Here is a 3,677-nt window from a genome sequence, read left to right as displayed (position 1 = left end):
TTGCATCAGCGTTATCTTTTATTACCGGAGGTTCCTTACCTCTTTTGGTCTCCATATTTGCCCCATTAAAATTTATGTTGCTGGCGCAATATGGATTTGCTATTCTTTTTTTAGCGACTTCAGCGATGGTTGCTGCCAAGGCAGGAGGTTCCAATGTAGGTAAATCTGTTTTAAGGATTTGCTTTTGGGGCACCGTGGCGATGGGAATGACCGCGCTGGTAGGCTATATTTTTGGAATTAAAACCAGCTAAGTTAAATCGTGAATTTTAAGTGGCAGGCCGGATTAAATCAACTAATGACCATTATAAACACTTGCAGGTTATTTTTATCAATCCTTTAGTTGTAGTGGCTTAAGCACTTACACTAGGCGAAAGGATTTCATTCTAAAGTATTAAATAAAAACTAGTCAGTAATATTTCACTATCTTTATTGCATTCCCCTTATATCGTTTCTTTCCCTTAATTATTCAAAGTCATGGCTAAAATTGTCGCTAAACAATATATTATAGCCATTGGTGCTTCTGCCGGCGGCTTGGAAGCAATTTCCGCATTTTTTGATTATACGCCACTTGACGCAGTTTCGTATATTTTAATACAGCATCTTTCCTCAGATTTTAAAAGTCAAATGGCTCACATACTGGCACAACACAGCAAGTTAGAGGTAATTGAGGCAATCGAAAACGTGGACATAAAACCCAATACAGTTTACCTGATCCCAAGTTCGAAGTTCATGACTGTCAAAAATGGGAGGCTTTTACTATCAGACAAAAAAGAGCAATCGCGCCCCTATATGACCATCGATTACTTTTTCAGTTCCCTGGCAAAAGAACGGGGTGATAAGGCCATAGGTGTAATACTGTCAGGCACGGGAAATGATGGTTCCAGAGGCGTAGAAGCCATTAAAAACGCAGGTGGGCTTGTTCTTGTACAGGACCCGGACACCGCCAACTTTGACGGTATGCCGCTGGCTGCCATCGCTACAGATTGTGCGGATATGATCATTGCGCCGCAAGCTATGCCACAGTTGATCGAAAATTATGTTAAAGAGGGCAAGCTGGAATTACTCTCCGGTCAAAAACCTGAGGAGATTACAGATAAGGAACTTGGGCAGATCTTTAGCCTGATCAAAGACAACCTTCCGATGGATTTTACGGAGTACAAGCGCCCCACCATCATCAGGAGGATCACCATGCGCATGGGAACGCATAATTTCAACCAGGTAAGCAAATACTATAAATATTTAAAAAATAATCCGAGTGAGATCGTATTGCTGGCAAATGATTTTCTGATCAGCGTCACCTCATTCTTCCGTGACCCTGAAGCTTTTAAGATCATCGAAGAAAAAGCGATTCCTGATATTATAACCAATAACAGCGAGGTATTAAAGATTTGGGTAGCCGGTTGCGCCACGGGAGAAGAAGCCTATTCCATGGCGATCCTGGTCAGAGAATACTTAACCAAACAGCCGAAAGATCTAGAGATCAAAATATTCGCGACGGATATTAATAAATCCGCCCTGGAAACAGCATCTAAAGGCATTTATCCGGAAACAATAGAAAAAACGGTGTCGAAAGCAAGGTTGAACAAGTTTTTTATTAAAGAGGGAGCGACGTATAAAGTGAAGCATGAGATCCGAAAAATGCTGGTTTTTGCACAGCATGATCTGGTTAAAAATCCTCCCTATTGCAATATCGACCTGATCAGTTGCCGTAACCTGCTGATCTATCTCAATGTGGTACTCCAGAAAAAGGTGTTTGCTATGATGCACTTTGGGCTAAAAAAGGATGGTTATCTATTCTTGGGTCCAAGTGAAAACTCAAGTGCTTTAAAAGAGGATTTTGATGAGATCAGCAAAAAATGGAATATACTCAAAAGTAATAAGACCGGGCGCACAGTTAGGTTCGATACTTTTTCATCCCATGTGATAGAAGAGGTAAAAAACAACAAAATGGAAGTGAATAAAAAGACCCTTCTACCCGCTTCCAGATGGGCTTTAGCAGATCAGGTAAATTCCTTTCTTTATAAAGAATCCGGGCTCACCGGGATCTGTACAGATGAGGATCTGATGGTCGTCCAATCATTTGGGGATATTACTTCCTACCTGAAAAATGAAAATTTTAATTTTGATCTGAATAAACTCTTGCCCGATAGTATTTCCATTATTTTTAAAGCAGCCGCGCATAAGGCCTTAATATTGGATGAAAGGGTATTGCTGAACGAGGTGAACATTGAGAGTGCTGTAACTTCAAAAAAGCGCATTGTCAATATTACCATCAGTCCCTTTTATGTAAATAATTCCGTCGAACGGCTTTTGCTTATCCTCTTTTCGGAGTCGAAAGCATTTCACGGCGATGAAAATGTGATTAATACGGCCGATATCACTGAGATAACCAAAGAACATTTGATCAGCCTTGAAATTTCCAACGCGGAATTAAAACATAGCCTCGTCGTAGCCAATGAGCGTATAGAGTCATCTAATGAAAATATGCAATCCTACAATGAAGAGCTACAATCCGCCAATGAAGAAATGCAATCCGCCAATGAAGAGATGCAAAGTACCAACGAAGAGCTGCAATCCGTCAATGAAGAATTACAGACCATCAATAAGGAACATCAACTCACCATTGATGAGTTAACTGACCTAAACGATGATCTTAACAATTATTTCCGCAGTAACACCAACGGCCAGCTTTTTGTCGATCAGGACCTGATGCTTAAAAGGTACTCACCAGGAGCGGTTAAGCATATTAATATTAGAGAAGGCGATATAGGCCGCCCGCTTAGCAACATCACCACCAATATAAAATTTGAAACGTTTACAGCCGATATAAAAAAAGTGATATCGGAGGAAATAACTATCACCAGGGAAGCCAAGTCTATTGACGGAAAGATATACCAGGTGATGACCATGCCCTACTTAAAAAAGGACAGCAAAAAACCCGATGGGGCCATTATCAGCTTTTATGATATCACTGAACTGAAAAAATTACTGGATGAATTGGATGTTACCAATATAAGCTTGCAAGAATCCATCAAAACGTCGGAGGACGCGAAAGCAAAGGTGAGCCAGTCTTTAGAGAAAGAAAAAGAATTGGGCATTTTGAAAAGCCGCTTTGTTTCGATGGCCTCACATGAATTCCGGACACCGTTAAGTTCGATACAGTTATCCGCGTCGCTGATCGATAAATATGCAAAGCCATTCGACAATGCCAATATTAAAAGCCATATAGGTAAAATAAAGATCTCTGTAGGTAACCTGACCGCGATCCTGAACGACTTTTTATCCTTGGAACGCCTGGAAGGTGGTAAAGTAGAACAACTCCGTACCTTGTTCGATATCGTCGAATTCGGCGAGAATATTACTGAGGAAATGCAGATGATCGCAAAGCAAAACCAAAAAATAATTTACCAACATTCCGGCACGATAAGTAAGGTGAAGCTGGACCAGTCCTTGCTAAAGAATTGTGTGATTAACCTGATCAGTAACGCGATTAAATATTCCGGGGAAGAAACCTTTATAGAATTCAATTCAACAATAGACAACGCCTTGCTAACGCTGGTTGTTAAGGATAATGGGATAGGCATTCCGGACGATGATCAGAAACATTTGTTTGAGGCTTTTTTCAGGGCTCACAATACCGGGACGATCCCGGGTACCGGTCTAGGGCTAAATATCGT

At 40.8% G+C, this 3,677-nt stretch carries 2 protein-coding genes; both read left to right on the top strand.

Translation table 11 applies throughout. The annotated features are described in order from the left end of the window. The coding region (locus ABIN91_RS13825; RefSeq protein ID WP_348051732.1) for a VIT1/CCC1 transporter family protein at positions 1-251 on the top strand (251 nt) is incomplete at its 5' end. A gap of 223 nt (positions 252-474) precedes the next feature. After that, on the top strand, positions 475-3,677 hold a 3,203-nt coding region (locus tag ABIN91_RS13820; protein WP_348051730.1), incomplete at its 3' end, for a CheR family methyltransferase.

It is taken from the genome of Mucilaginibacter sp. (genome assembly GCF_039921305.1).
Lineage (GTDB): Bacteria > Bacteroidota > Bacteroidia > Sphingobacteriales > Sphingobacteriaceae > Mucilaginibacter.
This window is presented reverse-complemented; position numbering and strand designations above follow the sequence as displayed.